This is a genomic window from Pandoraea sp. SD6-2, from assembly GCF_000389825.1.
GTDB lineage: Bacteria > Pseudomonadota > Gammaproteobacteria > Burkholderiales > Burkholderiaceae > Pandoraea > Pandoraea communis.
In genome coordinates, this window is sequence record NZ_KB944454.1 from 114,647 (window position 1) to 129,974 (window position 15,328).

The 15,328-nt window shown below is 64.7% G+C and carries 17 protein-coding genes; 8 read left to right on the top strand and 9 right to left on the bottom strand.

Translation table 11 applies throughout. The annotated features are described in order from the left end of the window. Positions 1 to 10 precede the first annotated feature (10 nt). The 7 genes from C266_RS16890 (at position 11) to C266_RS16920 (ending at position 6,562) form a co-directional block, all read left to right on the top strand. Positions 11 to 556, top strand: coding sequence for a TadE/TadG family type IV pilus assembly protein (locus C266_RS16890; RefSeq protein WP_010805712.1), 546 nt, complete (start codon positions 11 to 13; stop codon positions 554 to 556). Continuing rightward, positions 553 to 1,002: a TadE/TadG family type IV pilus assembly protein gene (locus tag C266_RS16895; RefSeq protein ID WP_010805711.1), complete on the top strand. Its 450-nt coding sequence runs from the start codon at positions 553 to 555 to the stop codon at positions 1,000 to 1,002. Before C266_RS16890 ends, C266_RS16895 begins: the two co-directional genes overlap by 4 nt. A 45-nt stretch (positions 1,003 to 1,047) precedes the next feature. Continuing rightward, positions 1,048 to 2,268: an AAA family ATPase gene (locus tag C266_RS16900; RefSeq protein ID WP_010805710.1), complete on the top strand. Its 1,221-nt coding sequence runs from the start codon at positions 1,048 to 1,050 to the stop codon at positions 2,266 to 2,268. Between the two features lie 104 nt (positions 2,269 to 2,372). After that, a complete protein-coding gene (locus C266_RS16905; RefSeq protein WP_010805709.1) occupies positions 2,373 to 3,743 on the top strand; it encodes a CpaF family protein in 1,371 nt (456 codons plus the stop codon). Positions 3,744 to 3,807: 64 nt separating this feature from the next. Next, the gene (locus tag C266_RS16910; protein ID WP_010805708.1) at positions 3,808 to 4,788 is read left to right on the top strand and encodes a type II secretion system F family protein; all 981 of its coding nucleotides are present in this window, start codon (positions 3,808 to 3,810) and stop codon (positions 4,786 to 4,788) included. A gap of 48 nt (positions 4,789 to 4,836) precedes the next feature. Continuing rightward, complete coding sequence (locus C266_RS16915; RefSeq protein WP_010805707.1) at positions 4,837 to 5,814, top strand: type II secretion system F family protein; 978 nt, start codon at positions 4,837 to 4,839, stop codon at positions 5,812 to 5,814. A 19-nt stretch (positions 5,815 to 5,833) separates the two neighbouring features. After that, a complete protein-coding gene (locus C266_RS16920) occupies positions 5,834 to 6,562 on the top strand; it encodes an isoprenylcysteine carboxylmethyltransferase family protein (RefSeq protein ID WP_010805706.1) in 729 nt (242 codons plus the stop codon). Between the two features lie 148 nt (positions 6,563 to 6,710). Here the strand turns inward: C266_RS16920 and C266_RS16925 are convergent, their stop codons facing one another. After that, positions 6,711 to 7,160, bottom strand: coding sequence for a cytochrome c (locus C266_RS16925; protein WP_010805705.1), 450 nt, complete (start codon positions 7,158 to 7,160; stop codon positions 6,711 to 6,713). A 199-nt stretch (positions 7,161 to 7,359) separates the two neighbouring features. Continuing rightward, positions 7,360 to 8,733 (bottom strand): adenylosuccinate lyase, encoded by a 1,374-nt coding sequence (purB, locus tag C266_RS16930; protein ID WP_036663406.1) that lies wholly within the window; start codon positions 8,731 to 8,733, stop codon positions 7,360 to 7,362. 184 nt (positions 8,734 to 8,917) lie between these two features. Here purB and C266_RS16935 point away from each other — a divergent pair, with 184 nt between their 5' ends. Then, positions 8,918 to 9,526 (top strand): glutathione S-transferase family protein, encoded by a 609-nt coding sequence (locus tag C266_RS16935; RefSeq protein ID WP_010805703.1) that lies wholly within the window; start codon positions 8,918 to 8,920, stop codon positions 9,524 to 9,526. Between the two features lie 36 nt (positions 9,527 to 9,562). On the opposite strand, the gene C266_RS27530 is transcribed toward C266_RS16935, so the two are convergent. The 7 genes from C266_RS27530 to C266_RS16970 form a co-directional block, all read right to left on the bottom strand. Beyond that, positions 9,563 to 10,621, bottom strand: coding sequence for a lytic transglycosylase domain-containing protein (locus C266_RS27530; RefSeq protein ID WP_010805702.1), 1,059 nt, complete (start codon positions 10,619 to 10,621; stop codon positions 9,563 to 9,565). Then, complete coding sequence (locus C266_RS16945) at positions 10,618 to 11,778, bottom strand: EscU/YscU/HrcU family type III secretion system export apparatus switch protein (protein WP_010805701.1); 1,161 nt, start codon at positions 11,776 to 11,778, stop codon at positions 10,618 to 10,620. Before C266_RS16945 ends, C266_RS27530 begins: the two co-directional genes overlap by 4 nt. Before the next feature lie 7 nt (positions 11,779 to 11,785). Next, complete coding sequence (gene sctT / locus C266_RS16950; RefSeq protein WP_081636350.1) at positions 11,786 to 12,628, bottom strand: type III secretion system export apparatus subunit SctT; 843 nt, start codon at positions 12,626 to 12,628, stop codon at positions 11,786 to 11,788. 5 nt (positions 12,629 to 12,633) lie between these two features. Then, the gene (gene sctS, locus C266_RS16955) at positions 12,634 to 12,900 is read right to left on the bottom strand and encodes a type III secretion system export apparatus subunit SctS (protein WP_010805699.1); all 267 of its coding nucleotides are present in this window, start codon (positions 12,898 to 12,900) and stop codon (positions 12,634 to 12,636) included. Between the two features lie 19 nt (positions 12,901 to 12,919). Continuing rightward, a complete protein-coding gene (sctR, locus tag C266_RS16960; RefSeq protein ID WP_010805698.1) occupies positions 12,920 to 13,570 on the bottom strand; it encodes a type III secretion system export apparatus subunit SctR in 651 nt (216 codons plus the stop codon). A gap of 225 nt (positions 13,571 to 13,795) precedes the next feature. Then, the gene (locus tag C266_RS16965; protein ID WP_010805697.1) at positions 13,796 to 14,854 is read right to left on the bottom strand and encodes a hypothetical protein; all 1,059 of its coding nucleotides are present in this window, start codon (positions 14,852 to 14,854) and stop codon (positions 13,796 to 13,798) included. Next, complete coding sequence (locus C266_RS16970) at positions 14,844 to 15,290, bottom strand: hypothetical protein (protein ID WP_144265856.1); 447 nt, start codon at positions 15,288 to 15,290, stop codon at positions 14,844 to 14,846. Before C266_RS16970 ends, C266_RS16965 begins: the two co-directional genes overlap by 11 nt. Between the last annotated feature and the right edge of the window lie 38 nt (positions 15,291 to 15,328).

The following is a 15,328-nucleotide window of genomic DNA, read 5'->3' on the forward strand; positions in this document are numbered from 1 at the left end:
GGAGACCATCATGACCCATCCCGCGCAAGCGCGCCGCACCTCCCGCCGCCCCCTTCACCACCAGACCGGTGCCGTGGCAGTCGAGTTCGGACTGCTGCTGCCGGTGCTCCTGATCCTGTTCGGCGGCATGGTCGAGATGGGGCATGCGCTCTACGAATACGACACGCTAACCAAGGCCTCGCGCAATGCCGCGCGCTACCTGTCGGAGTATTCGCCGTCGGATCCGACCTATCCGATCGGCGCCGCCAAGTGCCTGACAGTGTATGGCACCACGGATTGTTCGGGCACGGTCCTGGCACCGAACCTGAGTACCGCCAACGTCGTGATCTGCGACCGCAGCAACCCGACGGACGCCAACTGCCAGGACCTCGTGTATGGCAACTACACGGTATACGACACCACCGACAACAACGGGGCCACCGGCAGCTCGGTCGGCACCATCAACCTCGTCGCGGTGAAGATCGTCAACTACCAGTACACGCCGATCCAGGCGATCCTGGACGTCACAGGTCTGGTGTTCGGCAACATCGCGACCGTCATGAGGCAAGTGCTATGAAACCCGCCCATTTCCATTACACCTGTGCCGGACGCCGTCGCCAGCGCGGTGCGGCCATGGTCGAGTTCGCGCTGGTGGCGGCGCTGTTCTTCACGCTGCTGATCGGCATCATGGAGTTCGCGCGCATCTTGTTCTATTGGAATACGGCCGTCGAGGCGGCACGCCTCGGTGCACGCGTGGCGGTCGTGTGCGACGTGAATGCCGCGGCGGTCAAGAACCGCATGACGAGCCTCATGCCGCAGCTCGCCGACGCGAACATCCAGATCAGCTACGTGCCGGCCGGCTGCGACGCCACGTCCTGCACGCTGGTGACCGTGAGCTACACGGGACTGACCTTCAAGACCTTCATTCCCTTCGTGCCCCTGAGCCTGCCGCTGCCGGCGTTTGCCACGACGCTGCCGCGCGAGAGCCTCTCCAGCGCGACGGGCAACAACGTTTGCAGCTAAGCGGCCATATCCACAACCCAATCGATAACGAACCCAGAGGCCATCATGTTGAAAGTCCTGCTTGCATCACATGCCCCCGAGCGCCTCGCATTGCTCGCCAGGCTCGTGCGCGATCATCCCGAATACGATGTCGCAACGCTGGCCGCGACACCTGCGCAACTGCTCAACGCCGACGTTCGGCTGGAAGACTTCGACGCCGCCGTGGTCGACCTGCCGGGCACCCAGCAAGGCGAACTGTGCGATGTACAGGTCATGTGCCAGCAATGGCCGAAGCTCGTATGCATCCTGGTGATGCACGAGGCCACGCCGGCACTGCTCATCGCCGCGATGCGCGCTGGCGCGCGCGACGTGCTGCCCTGGCCGCTCGAGCAGCACGGCCTTGACGATGCGCTTGCCCGCGTGCAGTCGCAGCATGGGCAGGATGCCCCCCGCCCGCTGCCGTCGATCGCGTTCATGTCGTGCAAGGGCGGGGCCGGCACGAGTTTTCTCGCCGCCAACTTCGCGCGCGAGCACGCCGCACAAACCGGCGAGCGCGTACTGCTCATCGACCTCGATCCCGATTTCGGCGACGCCGCGTTCCTCGTCACCGACAAGGCACCGCCGGCCACGCTGCCCCAAGTCTGCGCGCAAGCCGAGCGCATTGATGCCTCGTTCCTCGATAGCTGCGTCACCCGCGTCGAAGACGGCTTCGACGCCCTGGCCGGCGCGGGCGACCCCATGGCCAGTCTCGACGTGACCGAGGAGAGCCTCAAGCGCATTCTTGCTGCCGCTGCGCAACGCTACGACCTCGTCGTGTTCGACGCGGGCCGCACCGTCAACGTAAGCGTGACCTGGGCTTTGCAACGCAGTGAGCGCGTGTACGTGGTGCTGCGCGCGAGCATGCCGTTCCTGCGCGCCGCCTGCCGCCTGTTCGATCTGCTGCGCCGGCTCGGCGTACCGATGGACAAGGTCGGCTACCTCGTCAACCGGTCGAACCGGCACGACAGCGTGACGCACAAGGAACTCGAGCGTGCGCTTGGCATGCCAGCACTGGCGGTTCTGCCTGAAGACAGCGCGGCCGTGGCGACCGCCATGAGCCAGGGCGTGCCCGTCGCGCGGGTGGCCAGACGCAGCGCGATCGCCCGGGCGCTTACAGCGCTCGTCGTGCGCCATGCCGCACACGCCGACACGCCACGCACGCCCCCGCCCGGCGGCGAATCGCTGTTCGGGCGGTTGTGGAGCAAGACCCACACGACTGAACGTGCGACGCCGCCGACGTTGATTTGAGTCGCATTAGCGGACCGACCAGTCAAAAAACCGCCCAACGGATTGATAGACAGATCGAATCACCCGATTAACGCATCGAATTCAGCCTCACCCGGGAGCCCCTCATGTCAGCCACCACACAATCCCTGCTGTTGTCGCCCGCCGTCGCCGCGCCTGAGCGGACGACGGCACGCGCGAGCAACCTGAGCCCGGGCGTCGGCCCGCACTACGCCGAGCTCAAGCGCCGCATGCACGAGATGGTGCTCGAGCGCGTCGAACTCGAGAAACTAGCGCGTCTGACCGAACTCCAGGTCAAGACCGAACTCGCGCTGCTCATCGACCGTGTCGTGGGTGAGCAGAACGTGCTCGTCAACGAAGCCGAACGGCGCCAGCTCGGCAGTGACATCTACGACGAGATGTTCGGCCTGGGGCCGCTCGAACCGCTACTGCGCGATGCGACCATCTCCGATATCCTCGTCAACACCCATCGGCGCACCTTCGTCGAGCGCTCCGGCCGCCTCGAGGCAACCGACATCACGTTCTACGACGACGCGCATCTGATGAAGATCATCGAGAAGATCGTCTCGCGCGTGGGCCGCCGCATCGACGAATCGAGCCCCATGGTCGACGCGCGCCTGCCCGACGGCTCGCGCGTGAACGCCATCATCCCGCCCTCGGCGATCGACGGCCCGCTCCTGTCGATCCGCCGCTTCGGCTCCACGCCGCTGCAGATGGCCGATATCCTGCGCCTGGGCACCCTGATCGAGCCGATGGCGCAGGTACTGACCGCGCTCGTCGCGGCCAAGGTCAACATCCTTGTTTCGGGCGGCACCGGTAGCGGCAAGACCACACTGCTCAACATCCTGTCGGCCTCGATTCCGGATACCGAGCGCGTCGTCACCATCGAGGACGCCGCCGAACTGCAGCTCGACCAGCAACACGTGCTGCGGCTCGAGACGCGCCCGCCCAACATCGAAGGCAAGGGCGAGATCACCCAACGCACCCTCGTACGCAACGCCCTGCGTATGCGCCCGGACCGCATCATCCTTGGCGAAGTGCGCGGCGCCGAGGCGCTCGACATGCTCAACGCCATGAACACCGGCCACGAGGGGTCGCTCGCCACGGTCCACGCCAACTCCCCGCGCGACGCGCTCACGCGGCTTGAAAACATGGTGAGCATGTCGGGCGTACCGCTGCCGTCGCGCGCGATGCGCCAACAGATTGCCTCAGCGATCACCGTGATCGTGCAGACCGCGCGCCTGACCGATGGGCGGCGGCGCCTGACGAGCCTTCAGGAGATCACCGGCATGGAGGGCGAGATCATCACAATGCAGGAGCTCTTCACCTTCAAGCGCACCGGCGTGGAGCGCGACGGGACGGTACGCGGCTACTTCTGCGCGAGCGGCGTGCGGCCCAGGTTTGCCGAACGGCTGCAGACCTACGGTATGGCCTTGCCCGATGCCATCTACGATCCGTCGCGCCGCTACGAGGTATGACGACGCAGGCTCGGCGAGCGCAGCGGATTCCGGCAGTTACGGGGAATATTCGGGGGAAATAGCCATGGGTAATACGCCTTTCTACATCTTTGCCGTACTGTTGTTCCTGGCGGTGGTGCTTGCCGTCGAGGGCATCTACTACTGGTGGAGCAGCCAGCACAGCGCTGCGGCCAAGCGCGTCAAGGCACGCATTCGTGCCCTGTCGGCGGGCGGCAACGTCGACCGCGAGCACATCTCGATCCTCAAGTCGCGCCTGCTCAGCGGCTCGCCGGGCGTCGAGCGCATGCTCCTGCGCATGCCTCGCGTGCACGCGCTCGACCTGCTCATCCAGCAATCGGGCCTGTCGTGGTCCGTGGCACACCTGCTCATGTGGATGCTGGTGCATGGACTGGGGCTCGCCATGCTCGTCCTGCTGCTGCCGCTGACCTGGCGCCTGGCCGTGCCGGCGGGACTCATCGGCGCGAGCTTGCCAGCGCTATACGTCAGTCGCCGGCGCGGCAAGCGGCTCGAACGACTTGAGCGGCAGTTGCCGGAGACGGCCGACACCATCGCGCGCGCCTTGCGTGCCGGCCATGCTTTCCCCGCGGCCATCGAAATGATCGGCAACGAAATGGCCGAGCCCATCGGCGGGGAGTTCCGCATCATGTTCGACGAGATCAACTACGGTGTGGGCATCAACGACGCCTTGCGCAACCTCGCCACGCGTGTGCCGATCGACGACCTGCGTTATTTCATCACCGCCGTGATGATCCAGCGCGAGAGCGGCGGCAATCTCGCCGAAATCATGACGAATATTGCCGAGCTCACGCGCGAACGGCTCAAGCTGCTCCAGAAGGTGAGAGTGCTTTCGGCCGAGGGCCGGCTCTCGGCGATCATCCTCGAGGTCCTGCCGTTTGGTGCGGCGGGGCTACTGATGATCGTCAACCCGACCTTCCTCGAGGTGCTGTGGAAAGACCCGGCCGGCATCAAGATCAGCGTGACGGCGCTGGGATTGATGGCACTTGGGATGCTCTGGATGCGCCGGATCGTGCGCATCCACGTGTGAGCCCGCGCGCGGGCGATTGAACCAGATAGACCATTCGGGGAGTGTGCCATGTTGCATTGGAACGAAGGACATATCGCGTTGCTGGCAGGGGTATTCCTGATGACGTTCAGTGTCGTGCTCGGACTCGTGCTGCTGCTCGCGCCGGGGCGCACGCGCGGGCGCGTCGAGAGCATCGAGGGTTTTGCGGGAAGCGGGGGCCGCGGTTCGTCGAGCGCTCCCGTCGATGCGGGTGACAGCCCCTGGGTCGAGCGTCTCGCGAAGTGGTCGAAGCCCGTTTCTAAACTGTCCCTGCCCAAAGAGGGCAGAGAGTCATCGACGCTGCGCACCCGGTTCATCAACGCCGGCTGGCGCGACGCCTCCGCCCCGGCGTTGTATTTCTCGGCCAAGACATTATTGGCGCTGGCCCTGCCGTTCATCGGCTTCGAGGTCGCGAGTCCGCATTACGCAGCCACGCATCGCGACTTGCTGATGGGGCTGCTGCTGGTGCTCGGCGCCGTCGGCTACTACCTGCCGAACATGGTCCTGTCGCGCCGCATCGCGTGGCGCCAGGGTGTGATCTTCGAGGACTTTCCCGACGCGCTCGACCTCATGACCGTGTGTGTCGAAGCGGGCCTGAGCCTCGATGCCGCGCTCATGCGTGTGACTGGCGATATCCACGTACGCAGCCCCGTATTGTCCGACGAGTTCGAACTGCTTCTGCTGGAGTTTCGTTCAGGCTTCTCCAAGGAGCAGGCGCTGCGCAACCTGAGCCTGCGCACCGGCGTCGAGGACATCGACACCTTTGTCTCGATGTTGATCCAGGCGGAGCGTTTTGGCACCAGCGTTGGCGCGTCGTTGCGGGTGCTGTCCGAGATGCTGCGGACCAAGCGGCGCATGCGGGCCGAGGAGCGCGCGGCCAAGATCGCGCTCAAGCTGTTGTTTCCGCTGGTGTTCTTCATCTTCCCGACGCTGTTGCTAGTGCTGCTCGGACCGGCATTTATCCAGATTTACCGTGTACTGCTGCCAACGTTGTCGGGCGCGCTCTAGCCTCATAAGGACCGTGATCATGCATAGCGAAAAAGAGTTTGACGTATCGTCGATCGAAGGCTGGCGCGCCAACCCTTATGCCGTCGCGCCGATGATTCCGCCCTTGGCGGTCCCTTCGTTACCCAATCGCCGCTGTCTGCGAGAGATGGCCGTGGAAGTCTCCGTGCGCTTGATGGGCAGCCTCGTGCTGGGTGCGTTTGCTTTCGTCGCGTGGCTTCAGTGGAGCGCGGCGCCGGAGCGCATCACCTTGCTGCTTCTGGTCGCCACATCGTCGCTCACTGTCGGACTGGCACTCTTCACACGCGTACCGGCCAAACGCGATTGGCGGCTGGTGCCGGTCATCGTATCCGTGTGCGGCACGTTCTACTTCCTCGCCGTGCGGCTCGATCCCGGCATACGACTGATTCCGGAGAACACCGGTGCGTTCCTGTGCGGCGCGGGAATACTGTGGCAGTTGTACGCCAAGGCATCGTTAAGGCGCTCGTTCGGCATCGTTCCGGCCAATCGCGGCATCGTTTCCAGTGGTGCCTATCGATGGGTTCGCCATCCGATCTATCTTGGGTACGTGATTGCGGACATGGGGTTCCTGCTGACCAACTTCGGCGCGTGGAACGTCATGGTGTACGGAGGACTGTTCACGCTACAGGTCACGCGCATTATCCAGGAGGAACGTTTCCTGGCCTCCGATCCGGCTTATGCCGAGTACCGCTCGAAGGTCCGCTACCGAGTACTGCCCGGGCTGTTCTGACCCGTCGCCTTTCGGATAACACTCCCGTTCCTTACCCCCGGACGGGACGATGCTTCGAAAAAGTGCCGGACTGTTTCAGGACGTGTCAGGGGCAAAAAAAGCCGGTCGCTGAACACGACCGGCTTTTTTATCGGGAAGCGGACGACGCTTACTTCGCGCGGAAGCCGTCGTGGCAGCTCTTGCAAGTCTGCGCAGCTTCGCCGAATGCCGTCTTGATCGACGCGAGGTCGCCGCCCTTGGCCACGGTATTGAGCTTTGCGACGGCCGTCTCCATCTTCTCGGCGGCTTGCTGGAACTTCACCTTGTCGGAGAAGACTTCCGGCTTCGCCTTGCTCTTCGCGGTGGTCTGGCCGCCTTCGAACGCCGGCCACGGCAGCTTCGACAGGCTGGCGACGAGTTCGGCGTTCTTTGCCACGTCGTCCTTGTTGAACGGCACGTCGCCCTTGACGACGGCACCGATGCGGCCGAAGTGATTGCCGAGCAGGAAGAGCGACGACTGACGATACTCCACGGCGTCGTCGGGCTTGGCGAACTGGGCTTGGGCGAGGGCCGGAACAACGGCGGCGGCGAGTGCTGCAACTGCAAAAGTGAACTTCATCTGCGGGGTTCTCCTTATGGGTTATGCAGCTATGATACACAGCAACCCGGCAGCATGTATGACAGCCAGCCACCTGAATCCTCGCTGCCGGATAGCCGCTTTCCCGTGTCGTTTTTCACTTCGGTATCGCGTAAGGGGTGTGCAACGCACCATGCAAAACGGGCCGCAATGCGGCCCGTTTCGGTCAAGCGCAGAAGACTTAAACGCGCTTCGCGAGCGACTCGGCGATACCGATGTAGTTCGCCGGCGTCATTTCCAGCAGGCGGACCTTCGCGTCTGCCGGAATATCCAGCTTCTCGATGAAAGCTTGCAGCGCTTCACGCGTGATGCCCTTGCCGCGCGTGAGTTCCTTGAGTTGCTCGTACGGGTTGGGGATACCGAAGCGGCGCATCACGGTCTGCACCGGCTCGGCCAGCACTTCCCACGTGTTGTCGAGGTCTTCGTCCAGACGCTGCGGGTTGACTTCGAGCTTGCCCAGACCGCGCAGGCACGAGTCGTAGGCGAGCAGGCTGTAACCGAACGCCACGCCGATGTTACGCAGCACGGTCGAGTCCGTCAGGTCACGCTGCCAGCGCGAGACCGGCAGCTTGTCGGCCAGATGGCGCAGCACCGCGTTGGCCAGCCCGAGGTTACCTTCCGAATTCTCGAAGTCGATCGGGTTCACCTTGTGCGGCATGGTCGACGAACCGATCTCGCCGGCCTTCGTCTTCTGCTTGAAGTAGCCGACCGAGATGTAACCCCAGATGTCGCGGTTCAGATCGAGCAGGATGGTGTTGGCACGCGCCACGGCGTCGAACAGCTCGGCCATGTAGTCGTGCGGTTCGATCTGGATCGTGTACGGGTTGAACGTCAGACCCAGACGTTGCTCGATGACTGCCTTCGAGAACGCCTCCCAGTCATATTCCGGGTAAGCCGAAAGGTGTGCGTTGTAGTTACCGACCGCACCGTTCATCTTGGCGAGCAGTTCTACACGGCGAACGCGCTCCAGCGCACGCGCCAGACGCACGGCCACGTTGGCCAGTTCCTTGCCGAGCGTGGTCGGCGATGCAGGCTGACCATGCGTGCGCGAGAGCATCGGCTGCGACGCGTGTTCGCGTGCCAGTTCGCCGAGCTTCGTGACCAGCGATTCGAGCGCAGGCACGATCACCGTGTCGCGTGCGCCCTTGATCATCAGGCCGTGCGAAGTGTTGTTGATGTCTTCCGACGTGCAGGCGAAATGGATGAATTCGCTGGCCTTTTCAAGTTCTGCCTGCCCCTGCACCTTCTCCTTGAGCCAGTACTCGACCGCTTTCACGTCGTGATTGGTGACTTTCTCGATGTCCTTGATGCGCTGCGCGTCGGCGTTCGAGAAGTTCGTGACCAGATTCAGCAGGAACGTCTCCGCACCGGCCGAGAACGGGGCGATCTCGGCGAAACCGGCCTTGGACAGGGCGATCAGCCAATGGATTTCGACCGTCACGCGGTGACGCATGAACGCCGCTTCGGACAGCCACGGACGCAGGGCGTCGGTCTTGCTGGCATAACGGCCGTCGAGCGGGGAAAGCGCGGTCAATGGGGAGAATTCGTCGGACATGGCACTGGGCACCGAAAAGGAAAACCGGGGAGCCGGCGAGGCGCCAACTCGGAAAGGCCAGTATTTTACCATTCCCTGCGCCGATCCTCCCGGGGCCGCTCGCAACCGGCTCCGGCCCGCCCCGGCCGGCCCCGACTGCACGTTATACTCTCCCCCGCGCTACAGCGATTTTTCAAGGATCCACATGAAGTTGATCGGTGCCCTCGCCAGTCCCTACGTTCGCAAAGTCCGCATTGTGCTGGCTGAAAAGAAGCTCGATTACAAGCTCGAGCTGGAGAATGTGTGGGCCGACGACACCCGTATCCAGCAGTCCAACCCGCTCGGCAAAGTACCGTGTCTGGTCATGGAAGACGGCGAAGCCGTATTCGATTCGCGAGTGATCTGCGAGTACATCGACACGCTTTCGCCGGTCGGCAAGCTCATTCCCCCTTCCGGGCGCGAGCGCACCGAAGTGCGCTGCTGGGAGGCGCTCGCCGACGGCCTGACGGACGCCGCCGTGCAGATCCGCGTCGAGACGATGTTCCATGACGAAGCCTCGCGCTCGCCGGCGCTCATCGCGCGGCAGCTCAGCAAGATCGAAGAAGGCTTGCGGGCCATGGAGCATGGGCTCAACGAACGCCAGTGGTGCGCGAGCAACCGCCTCACGCTGGCCGACGTGGCTGTCATCTGCGCCCTCGGCTATCTCGACTTCCGCAACCCCGAGATCCTCTGGCGCGACGCGCATCCGAACCTCGCCAAACACTTCGAGCGCATGTCCGTCCGCGCCTCGGTCGCCGATACCGTCCCCGTATAACAAGCCACGCTGACTGCCCGCCCGCCGGGCCGGCGCTCACGGCATGAGCACTGCCGGACGGTCGCGTCCGTGCCCGCCTGCGGCCTCGACCGACGGGCTGCGCGTCAGCAACGTTCCCAAGCCTCGCAGCAGATGCCAGGTCCGATCCGCCGCGACCTCGCCGGTCCCGGCCGTCCGGGCCGGCGGTTCCGCCCGGACGGCCTTCGGGTGGGGGGCGCCTTGCGCAACGGTGGTCGCGATCTCCCGGACGGCCGGGCGAGGTGTCGATCTGCGCGGTGGCACTGGCTCGCGCCGCGGTGCGACGGTTTGCGGCACATTCGTGGCCCGCAAACGCGAGTATCCCGTCATCACCTTGCGAACGTAGTTCTGCGTCTCGGGAAACGGAGGGATCTGACGCCCATAACGCAGCACAGCGCCTTCTCCCGCGTTGTAAGCAGCCAACACTAGCGACAGGTCGCCGTCGAAACGCGATAGCAACCAGCGGATGTAGGCCGCCCCGGCGCGCACGTTCTCTGCGGGATCTTCGAGACGCCTAACGCCAAAGCGCGCTCCCGTGCCCGGCAGCACCTGCATCAACCCGATCGCGCCTCGCCCGGACAACGCCTGCGGATCGTATCCCGACTCGACGTCGATAATCGCATGCAGCAACGCTGCGTCGACCGACGCCACCTCGGCCGCGCGTCGCACCAGCGAATCGAACGGTAACGCTCGCGTGGCCGGTACGGGGGGTTTCGCGGGCGGCAAGGCCGAGGCGGGTGCCGAGGCCTGGGCCGGTACGAAGGCCGAGGCCATCGCCGAAGCGGGTGCCGCCGGGGCGGATTCGCGCACTGCATCGGGTGCTTCCGGCACATCGGCGAGCCGGACATCGGGGGCAACACCTGCGTCTACAGGCGGCCGGGCCGGGCTCGCTGCGGCGCGCGGTTCGGGCACCAGAAGCTGAGCATCGGCCACGCGCGGGTGAAGCGGCAGCAATGCCCGGTTGACTGCCAATGCGGGCATCGACAAACCCAGCAGGCTCAACACGATCAAGACACGTCGTAACGCCTCGCGCCCGGGTGAGCGCAGGTGCGAAATCGGGCCAAGAGAAACGCTCATGCCCGCCTCCCATCGCCGGCACGCCCCGATGGGTCGCCGCCATCCCCTTCGTGAGGAGCTTCCGCTGGCTTCGCGTCGACGGTCTGCCCTTCCTGCTCGTCCTGCGCCGTTTGCACCTCGTACGGCAAATCGAGAGCGAGCCGCAGAATGGCCGCGACGGCATCGAACAGATCGGCGGGAATCGGTGCATCGATCTCGACATCGCTCATCAGACGGCGCGCGACGGGCACATGCTCGACCACCGGCACGCCTTCGCGTTCGGCGAGCCGGACAATCGTCCTGGCGCGCGCGTTGCGGCCCTTCTCGATCACCAGCGGCACCGGTGTCTCGCCGGGCACATAGCGCAGGCAGATGGCAATGTGCGCCGGGTTGCGCACAACGGCGGTCGAGCGCTTCACGTTGTTCGACAGACTGCCGCTTTCAATCGTCTCCCGGTGAATGTCGCGCCGCTTGTTCTTGAGATCCCGGTTGCCTTCGACCTCCTTCGACTCGCGCTTGATCTCGTCGTGAGACATCCTCAACTGCTTGTGCAACTGGTATTTCTGATACGCGAAGTCGAGTCCTCCGAACACCACGTAGGCAACGACAAGCACAGACATCAGCCAGAACAGCAGCTTGGCCGTCAGGGCAATGCCACAGGCGGGGCCGCATTGCGGCAGCGCCGCGAGCGACGGCGTGTATTGGCGGATGAGGTAAAAGAAGACCATCCCCAGCACCCCGACCTTGACGAGCGACTTGCCGAACTCGAAGAGCGACTGCATCGAGAACAATTGCTTGGCCTTGGCGATCGGGTCGATGCGTTCGTACTTGGGACGAATGACCTCCGGGGCAACGAGCGCGCCCACTTGCAACACCATCGCAAGCCACGTCGTCACGATCAGCAGCAGCGCGAGCCCGCCGCCGAAACGCACCAGGAGCAGCAACGATGGCCCCAGCATGCCGCGCACAGCATCATCCACCGGATCGTTCAGCACGAGCAGCATGCGCGACACGAGCCCCTCCATCGCGTGGTAAAGCGCGGGGCCTTCGAACGTCAGCCATGCGAGCACCACACCGAGCTGCATGCACACGGCAAGGTCGGCGCTTTTCGCGACACGCCCTTTCGCGCGTTCGTCCTTGATCTTCTTGGGGGTAGGCGGCTGACTCTTCTCGCTCATGCAGACCTCACGATGCGGGCAGCGTCAGCGCGGTCCAGGCGCGGAACACATCGGGTAAGCGATACCAGCCCGCGAGCGGCACCGCGACGGCAAACGGCAGGCTCGCCACGGTCACCAGCAGCGCCATCGCGCTTTTCACAGGCATGGCGAGGAAGAACACGTTGAGCTGTTGCGCCGCGCGGTTGACGAAACCCATCGACATGTCGACCAGCACCATCACGACCATCGCGGGCAACGCGACGGCCACGCACATGACCTGCATCGCCTGCCAGAGCGCGAGCAGCCACGCCACGCTGTCGTCGTGCCATTGCCATGACTGTCCCACCGGCAACGCGACGTAAGAGGCGTACAGCGCGGTGAGCAGCGCATGCGCCGCCGGGGTGACGAAGAACAGCACGCAGAGCATCTGCGTGAGGGCGATACCGAAGATAGACGACTGCGCTCCCATCAACGGATTGAGCACGCTCGCCATGGAGGCGCCTCGCATCGTGTCGATCACGTATCCCGTCATGTCGACGGCCCAGAACGGCAGCGCAGCGGCGAACCCCAGCAGCCCGCCGATGCACAGTTCGCGCAGAATCAGCATGCCCCAGGCCCCCCAGTGCGCGGGCATTTCCGGCGTGGCGTGCACCAGCGGCACGACCGGCAATGCGAGCGCGAGCACCAGCGCATTGCGCAACATACCGGCCCCGAGCATGCCGACGGAAAACACCGGCAGCAGCATCGCAATGCCCAGCGGGCGCAGCATGGCCACGCCCCACGCAACCAGCCAGCCATAGAGGTCGACCCACAACGGCGAGAGCAACGTGTCGAAGGCGGGGTCCATGCCCGGCACGAGAGAAGTCGCCATGCCGCTCACCGCATCCGGCTGATCTGCTCGAACGCGTTGCCCGCGTAATGCAGCAGTACGTGGCCCATCCACGCATAAGTGGCGGCGAGCGTGACCGACACGGCGATGAGCTTGATGAGGAACTGCACGGTCTGGTCTTGCACCTGCGTGAGCGCCTGCACCAGCGAGACGAACACGCCGACCACCGCCGCCACGACCACGGTCGGCAGCGACATGAGCAAGGTGAGCCACAACATCTCGCTCGTCAGATTGACGACGATGGCTTCACTCATCGGCGTGCTCCGGGGGCCGTCATGCGTACGAGAGCATCAACTGACGCACCAACTGCTCCCACCCGTTCATCATCACGAAGATCAGCAGCTTGAACGGCAGCGCGATAGTCATCGGCGAGACCATCATCATCCCCATCGCGAGAAGAATGTTCGAGATCACCAGATCGATCACGACGAACGGCAGATACAGCAGCAGGCCGATCTTGAACGCCTCGGCCAGTTGGCTCAGTGCGAAGGCCGGCATCAGCACGAGCAGGGAATCCGGCCCCAGACGATCGCGATGCGCTTCCGGCCACGTCTCGCCCGCGATGTTCGCGAAGAAGTCGCGTTGTCTCGCGTCGGTGTGACGCGTGAGAAACGCGCGGTACGGCGACAGGATGCTTGCGTCGACATCGGCCACGAAGGTCTTGGACGACAGCGCCACAGGACGCGCCTCGAGATTCGCCTCGATGTCGAACGCCACCGGGGCCATGATGAAGCAGGTAAGCACGAGCGATAAGCCGTAAATGGCGATGTTGGGCGGAATCTGCTGCGTCCCCAGCGCATTGCGCAGCAGCGCGAACACGACGGCCAGTTTCAGAAATGCAGTCCCCAACACCACCAGCAGCGGCATGATCGATAGCAGCGACAGCAACACGATGAGCTGCACCGGGTGGTCGAGCAGGGACATGCAGACTCCAATGAGCGTTGTTGGCCGCCCGATCTGCATGCCTGTCGGCGTCGATAACGCGGGACGACGCAGAACGAAGCAGGACAAATCGGCTGGAAGAGGTCACGGTCACCGCGCGAACGCGCGACGATGCGCCAGGCAGACAGACGATCGCGCATGGCGGCGACAGCACGAGCGATGTTAGGTCGCCACCGGATGCACGCCCATCGGGTCACGACCCGAAATCTAGCCGGGCGGATCGTCGCAGGCCGGCAGGCCATGCCCACGCGATGCGCCGTTTTTTTCGTCGATATGCACTGCGAGCCGCCCGTCTTCGAATCGCAGCAAACGCCCGCTGGCCCACGGCAAGCGGGCGTGCCAGAGCGCGATTCGTCCGGCATGCAGCGCGCATGTCGTCGTCTCCCGATGCGACGCCACGGGCACGCCCGAGCGCCAGGCCATCAACAACGGAATGGGAAATCGCCTCTCGGCAACGACGGCGAACCACCGGGCGGTGTCCGTGTGATCGAACTGCACGACATGGCGATCGGATGGCTGGCCATCGCACATGGCGACAGCGTAGTCGCCATCCACCAGCCAGTACTCGCCCCGCTCGATATCGGCCGCCACGTCGAGGAGGACGGCATCGCCCGCATGCAGGTCGTCGCATTGCGTTGCAGGCAACGCCACCCATCCCGCCACGAGCACGCACTGGCGCTCAGGCCAGCCCGCCGGGTCCAACGGCACATCGCAAGGCGTCGCCCGTCGGCAGCGCTCGCGCAGCCACGCGTGCGCCCCATCGAGGTAGGTCAGCGCCAACTGACGCCCCTCGCGCTGCAACACCATGCCGACGCGCCATGTCGTCTCGACACATTCACGCGACAGGGCCGTCGCACTTGGCCACGTTGATGTCTCGCAGGCGTCGAGCCGCGTCTCGCGAGCGGCATCGTTCGACGTGCCGCCGCTCAGATCCATCAAATCGCGCCTCTCACCGGCGCCCCCCGCCGCCAGCGTAAGCGACGCGGCGCTCGCGTGCCAGGCTGGCGGCAGGTCGTCCCATGACGGCACCGGCAAGCTCGCAGCAAGCCAGTCGCACCACTGCTGCGCATCGCACCAGAAGCGCGTCTGGCCGATCACACCTTCGTCGACGCGCGCGGTCACGACAAGGCCGTCGCCCCCGGCACGAAGCCACCCGACGCGTACTTGCGTATCGCTTTCGACGAAGGTCAGACTGCCCTCGCCTGTGAGCAGATCGTCCAACGGCCCCGGGAAGACCGTCGGCTCGGTGGTCGACTCATGGCGCATATCGCGCCTCGACCTCGACGGTGACGGAGAGCCCGAGGCGCGACGTCAGGGCGCGAGACAGTCGACCGCGATGGGCCAGCAATCGCCGGTACATCGCGAGCCGGACGCACAGCAGACTCACCGTGACGCCCTGCCGCCCTCGCCGTGCCTCGACGACCAACGTGTCGAGCGCGCCCCCATGCACGATGACGCGCAGCGAACTGCCGCCGTCCCAGTTGGCGTCCTGACGAGCGTGCCAGACACGCAACCAGCGCAGCACATCGGCGGGGCCCGTCACGCGTGCAGCGGTTTCGGATGCCAGCGAGAACGCCGGGTCCCCATTGTCTTCGTGGCGCTTGCCATGGCTCGTTGCCGTGTCACGCCGATGCGAAGCCGATTTATCCGACAGGCCGAGGAAAGCATCGGCCGACAGGGCACTTCGGTGAATGGTGGTCATCGTGAAGTCCTCGTGATGGCGAAGGTTATGAACGCATT